Here is a 6,000-nt window from a genome sequence, read left to right on the forward strand (position 1 = left end):
CGCGATGCGGGGCCTTGTCTGCATCACTTGTCGCCGTCCACCGGCTCGGGCGTGTCAGCCGGCTCCACGGGCGTGGCCGGTGCTGCCTTCGCCGGCGCTTGGACAGCCTCCGGCTTGGCCGGCGCCGAGGGCGTTGCCGGTGCTGGCGCCGGTGTGGCGGCGGCGGGCTTTGCCGCGGCTGCCGCAGCGGCCTGCGCGGCGACCACCGAGCCGGGCTGCTTGAGTTCCTGCAACGCCTGCTGGATCGGCGCGTCACCCGGCAACACCACGCCGGCCTTGCCACCGTCGGCCTCATCGTCACCGTGCAGGTGGCCGGGCAGGCTGGCCTCGCTGTAGTCGACCAGGCTGGGCGGCAGGTCTTTCGTGGCCTCGTCCGCTTCGGCGGTCAGCTCCACCTCCGGCACGATGCCGGTGGCCTGGATCGACCGCCCGCTGGGCGTGTAATAGCGCGCGGTGGTCAGTTTCACCGAGTCGCCGTTGTCCAGCGGCAACACCGTCTGCACCGAGCCCTTGCCGAAGGTACGGCTGCCGACGATGCGGGCGCGCTGGTTGTCGCGCAGCGCACCGGCCAGCACTTCCGAGGCACTGGCCGAACCGGCATCCACCAGCACCACCACCGGCGCACCCTTGAGCAGGTCGCCCGGGGTGGCATCGAACCTGGCGTCGCTGATCGAGATGCGGCCACGCGTGCTGACGATGCCGCCCTTGTCGAGCAGGTCGTCGGCCACCTGCACCGCGGCGGTCAGCAGGCCGCCAGGGTTGCTGCGCAGGTCCAGCACCAGCCCCTTCAGCTTGCCACCGGCCTGCGCCTGCAGCTGCGCCAGGTTCTTCTGGAAGTCGGCACCGGTATCGGCCTGGAAGGTACTGATGCGCACATAGCCATAACCCGGCTCCAGCATCCTGCTGCGCACGCTGGTGACGCGGATGGTCTCGCGCACCACGGTCACGTCGAACGGCTTCTGCTGGCCGCGCTCGATGGTCAGCACCACCTTGCTGCCGGCTTCACCGCGCAGCGGTTCCATCGCCTCGATCGCGCTGATCGGCTTGCCGTCGATCGCCACGATCAGGTCACCGGCGCGCAGGCCGGCGCGCGCGGCCGGCGTATCGTCGATCGGCGACACCACCTTGAGCGTGTTGTCGTCCTGCTGCAGCAGCTCCACGCCGATGCCTTCGTAGGCACCATTGGTCTGCTCGTCGAATGCCTCGGCGTCGGCCTTGTCGAAGTAGGTGCTGTGCGGATCCAGTTCCAGCAGCAGGCCGCGCACGGCCGACTGCATCAGCTTCTTGTCATCGACCGGATCGACATACGCCGCGCGCACCGCGTTGTAGACGGCGACGAAACGGCGGATCTCATCCAGCGGTACGCGCGAGGTCACCGATTCCTTGGCGTCGGGATCGTCGGCCCGGGACGCCTTGTCCGGGGCGCTCTGCGCCAGCGATAGCGCGGGGGACAGGGCCAACAGCAGGGCAGCTGCAAGACGGGCTACACGCATGAACCACTCCATGAGAAAACGGATGCGTGCCAAGGCACGCCGGGTCCGATTATGCGCGAAGCCCGGCTAAATTCCCGTTGAACCCGGCCATGCCCGCCGCCCCGGCCGACATGTGCGGTTTAGCTGCGCGCCTGGCCCGTCAACGCCGCATGTACTACTGGCGCTGCAGCCAGGTCGAGGGATCGACCGGCTGGCCGTTGCGGCGCAGCTCGAAGTACAGCGCGGTCACACCCTGCCCGCCCGAGTTGCCGACCTTGGCCACGGCCTCGCCGCGGCGCACCCGCGCCCCGGCGTCACGCAGCAGGGCATCGTTGTGGGCGTACAGGCTCATGTAGCCATTGCCATGGTCGACGATCAGGATCATGCCGTAACCGGTCATCCAGTCGGAGAACACCACCGTGCCGTCGGCCACCGCGTTGACCGTGCTGCCGGCCGGCGCACCGATCAGGACGCCGCTGCTGTTGCGGCCATCGGGGAGACGGCCACCGTAACGGGCCAGCAGGTTGCCCGACAGCGGCCAGCCCAGCCCGCCCACCCGGGGGGCTGGCGCATTGGCCACCACCCGCGGCGGCGTCTTGCCCGGCGCGGCGCGTGCCGCATCCCGCGGTGCCGTTGCGCCGTTCGCGGCCTGCCGGGATTGCGCGGCGGCGGCACGGCGGGCAGCGGCGCGGCGTTCGGCCTCGGCACGGGCAGCGGCGGCACGCAGGTTGGCCAGCAGGCGTTCCAGCGATTGCGCGTCCTTGCCCAGGGCCTTCTCGCGGTCGCTGCGGTCCTGGTAGCGCTGGTCCAGTTCGGCCACCACCGTGGCACGCTGGCGACGGTCCTGGGCCAGCGTGGCGGCATCGCGGCGCTGCTGCTCGCGCGCCTGCTCCAGCTCGCGGCTGCGTGCGGTGATCTGCTGCTCGGTACTCTCCAACGCCGTCAGGTCGGCCGTCAGCGCGGTGATGGCGGCGGCACGCTCGCGTTGCAGGTAACGGTGATAGGCCAGCTGCCGGTTGCCATCGGCCACCGTGTCCTGTGACAACAGCAGCTTCAGTGGCGCGTGGTTGCCCAACTGGTAGGCGCCGCGGAGCAAGGCCGCCAGTTGCCGGCGTTGCTGGGCAAGGCCGCCCTGCAGGGTGGCCTTGCGCTGCTGCAGCTCCGCCAGGGCCTGCTGCTCGCGGCGCACCGCGGCATCGGCCTCGGCCACCGCGCGGCCACTGCGCGCCACCTTCTGGTCGGCGGCGCGCAGCTGCTGCTGGGCCTGGTCACGCTGGCCCTCCAACTGGCGGCGTTCCTGCGACACATTGCGCAGTTCACCCCGCAACTGCTGCAGCTTCTTCTCCGCATCACGGGACGTGTTCTGCGCCAGCAGCGGCCCGGCCAGCAACGCCAGCACCAGCAACCCGGAGGCCCGCAGGCGCGATGGGGCAGGCAGCCGGTGCAGGACGGGGCGGTGGCGGGTCTGGCGCAAGGGCGTTCCAGTGACTTCAGGCAGATGCGGATTGTAACCAAGCATGGTGCGATCATCCCCTGTCCCCTGAACGCCCCGGCGGAGACCTTCCATGAAACGTTTGCTGCTCACCCTGGCCCTGGCCTCCCTCGCCCCGTTGGCCATGGCCGACGACGACATCAGCAAGGTCAACGGCGCCATCAGCACCAACGCCGGCACCACCTACCGCGACCTGGACACGGTGAACGGCAGCATCCACCTGGCCAGCGGCGTCAGCGCCCGCGGCGTGGAAACGGTCAACGGCAGCGTCCACATCGAGGACAACGTCAGCGCCCGCAGCGTCGAGACGGTCAACGGCGCCATCCGCAGCGGCCGCCAGCTGGTGTTGAGCGGCGGGCTGGAAACCGTCAACGGCAGCATCTTCGTCGACCGTGGCAGCCGCATCGGCGGCGACGTGGAAACCGTCAATGGAGGCATCGGCCTGGTCGGCACGCAGGTGCAGGGCAACATCGAGACGGTCAACGGCGACATCACCGTCGGCGTCGATTCGATGATCAAGGGCGGCATCAAGGTGACCCGTCCCTCGTTCAGCATTTCGCTGACGCCGCCGCGCAAGCCGCGCATCATCATCGGCCCCAACGCCGTGGTCGAAGGCAACCTGGTGTTCGAGCGCGAAGTCACGCTGTACGTGCATGACAGTGCCCGCATCGGCCCGGTCAGCGGCGCCACGGTACAGCGGTTCTCCAGCGAGCGCGCACCGGCTGACTGAGCACCGTGGGCGCATCGCGCCTAGAATCGGGGTTCGATCGGAAACCGGAGTTCCCATGCCCCGCAAACTGTTGTTGTGTCTTGCCGCCAGTGCGGCGCTGGTCGCCTGCAAGGGCGAACAGGCCGCACCCGTCACCGCCGCGCCACCGGCACCCGCGCCCACCCAGGCGCCGACGCATGCCTTCGATGCGCAGATCAACGCCGGCGACTTCGGCGAACTGGTGAAGCAACTGGCCTCCGATGCGTTCGAGGGTCGGGCGCCGGGCACGCAGGGCGAGGAACTGACGGTCAACTACATCCGTGACCAGATGCAGCGCATCGGCCTGCAACCGGGCAACGGCGACAGCTGGTTCCAGGACGTCCCGATGACCGAGACCACGGCCGATCCCGGCACCGTGCTGAAGATCCAGCAGGGCGGGGCCAGCCGTGACCTGGCGTTCGGCACCGACATGGTGATCGGCACGCGCACCGGGCAGCCCGAGATCAGGATCGACAACAGCGAGCTGGTGTTCGTCGGCTACGGTGTCGACGCCCCCGAACAGAACTGGAACGACTATGCCGGGCAGGACTGGAAGGGCAAGACCGTGGTCATGTTCGTCAATGATCCCGGCTTCCACAGCAACGATGCCAAGCTGTTCGACGGCAAGCGCATGACCTATTACGGGCGCTGGACGTACAAGTTCGAGGAGGCCGCGCGCAAGGGCGCCGCCGCCGCGCTGATCGTCCATGACACCGCCGGCGCTTCGTACGGGTGGGACGTGGTGAAAAACTCCTGGGGTGGCGCGCAGTACGACCTGCCGGCGGCCGAGGACAAGGAACCGCGCCTGCAGGCCCAAGGCTGGCTCAGCGCCGAGGCGGCGCGCACGCTGTTCTCCGATGCCGGGCTCGACCTGGACAAGGCCTACCGCGATGCCAACAAGCGTGGCTTCAAGCCGGTACCGCTGCAGGCCAGCCTTTCGCTCGACCTGAAGAGCACCATCGCGCAGAAGAAGTCGCGCAATGTGGTCGGCGTCCTGCCAGGCAGCAAGCGTGCCGACGAAGCAGTGCTCTACATGGCGCACTGGGACCACCTCGGCAAGCACGAGGGCGAGGAAGGCGACAACATCTACAACGGCGCGGTCGACAATGCCACCGGCGTGGCCGGCATCCTCGAGATCGCCGACGCGATGGCCCACCAGGCCCTGCCGCCGGAGCGCTCGGTGGTGTTCCTGGCGGTCACCCTGGAGGAATCAGGCCTGCTTGGCTCGCAGTACTACGTCAACCATCCGACCTTCCCACTGGACAAGATCGCCGGTGTCATCAACATCGACGCCATGTCGGTCAACGGCCGCGCCCGTGACATGACCGTCACCGGCTTTGGCAGCTCGGAGCTGGAGGACATCCTCAAGCCGCTGGCTACCGCGCAGAACCGTACCCTGCATGCCGAATCCTCGGTGCAGAGCGGTTTCTACTTCCGTTCGGACCATTTCAACTTCGCCAAGGCCGGCGTCCCGGCGCTGTATGCCGACGGTGGGGAAGACCTGGTCGACGGTGGCATCGAAGCCGGCAAACGTGCCGCCGAGGCCTACGGCAAGGATCGCTATCACAGCCCGAAGGACGAGTACGACCCCGCCACCTGGAAGCTCGACGGTACCGTCGAGGACCTGCAGTTGCTGTATGGCGTCGGCAACCAGCTGGCCGGCGACGACGCTTGGCCCAACTGGTACGAAGGCAACCCGTTCAAGGCCAATCGCGACGCGATGATGAAGAGCAAGGCCAGCAACGCCGAAGCGAAGTAAGCCAATCGCAGAACCGGAAACGGCGCCGCAAGGCGCCGTTTTTTATGCCCATGCCGCGGGCAACCCCACGGCCCCGTAGGCGCCCTTCTGATAGGAGCGCCCTTTGGCGCGAAGCCCGCACCCGAGCAGCGCCCCGGCGCCTTCGCACCCACGCCTATCACCCGCTCCAGCCAATCTCGCAGCGAAGCAAGTCCCAGTCTCGCGCCTGAAGGCGCTCCTACGTCAACGGCGGAGCAACGAAGTTCCACGCGCGGTCCATCGCCCATGGGTAGGAGCGCCCTCGGGCGCGAAGCCGGCGCCCGAGCAGCACTCCGCACCAATCGTACCCACGCGTATCACCCGCTCCAGCCCTCCCCGCTGCCGGGGAGCCAAATCCCAGCCTCGCGCCCGCGGGCGCACCACCCGGGCGCGCGCCCACCGGCGATGTTCCGGGCAAAGAAAAAGCCCGCTGCGGCGGCAGCGGGCTTTGGGGTTTAAAACCTGGCGATGACCTACTCTCGCACGGCTTGAGCCGCACTACCATCGGCGC

At 68.6% G+C, this 6,000-nt stretch carries 4 protein-coding genes; 2 read left to right on the forward strand and 2 right to left on the reverse strand.

What is annotated here, in order from left to right; all coding sequences use genetic code 11:
* Positions 1-23: 23 nt before the first annotated feature.
* Together IB227_RS14180 and IB227_RS14185 are read right to left on the reverse strand one after the other, a co-directional pair.
* Positions 24-1,493 carry a S41 family peptidase gene (locus IB227_RS14180; RefSeq protein WP_192287902.1) on the reverse strand — a complete coding sequence of 490 codons (1,470 nt, stop codon included), beginning with the start codon at positions 1,491-1,493 and terminating at the stop codon, positions 24-26.
* Positions 1,494-1,647: 154 nt separating this feature from the next.
* Positions 1,648-2,946, reverse strand: a complete 1,299-nt coding sequence (locus IB227_RS14185; RefSeq protein WP_225591829.1) for a peptidoglycan DD-metalloendopeptidase family protein — start codon at positions 2,944-2,946, stop codon at positions 1,648-1,650.
* Positions 2,947-3,037: 91 nt separating this feature from the next.
* Between IB227_RS14185 and IB227_RS14190 the strand changes: the two genes are divergently transcribed.
* Together IB227_RS14190 and IB227_RS14195 are read left to right on the forward strand one after the other, a co-directional pair.
* Complete coding sequence (locus tag IB227_RS14190; protein WP_192287904.1) at positions 3,038-3,694, forward strand: hypothetical protein; 657 nt, start codon at positions 3,038-3,040, stop codon at positions 3,692-3,694.
* Positions 3,695-3,749: 55 nt separating this feature from the next.
* Complete coding sequence (locus tag IB227_RS14195; RefSeq protein ID WP_192287905.1) at positions 3,750-5,471, forward strand: M28 family metallopeptidase; 1,722 nt, start codon at positions 3,750-3,752, stop codon at positions 5,469-5,471.
* The last annotated feature ends 529 nt before the right edge of the window (positions 5,472-6,000 follow it).

Origin of the sequence: Stenotrophomonas sp. STM01, from assembly GCF_014852135.1 — a bacterium.
GTDB lineage: Bacteria > Pseudomonadota > Gammaproteobacteria > Xanthomonadales > Xanthomonadaceae > Stenotrophomonas > Stenotrophomonas capsici.

What these genes read in the sequence shown, in the direction of transcription:
- IB227_RS14180 (WP_192287902.1), bottom strand. Translation starts at nt 1,493, where the DNA reads ATGCGTGTAGCCCGTCTTGCAGCTGCCCTGCTGTTGGCCCTGTCCCCC.
- IB227_RS14190 (WP_192287904.1), top strand. Translation starts at nt 3,038, where the DNA reads ATGAAACGTTTGCTGCTCACCCTGGCCCTGGCCTCCCTCGCCCCGTTG.
- IB227_RS14195 (WP_192287905.1), top strand. Translation starts at nt 3,750, where the DNA reads ATGCCCCGCAAACTGTTGTTGTGTCTTGCCGCCAGTGCGGCGCTGGTC.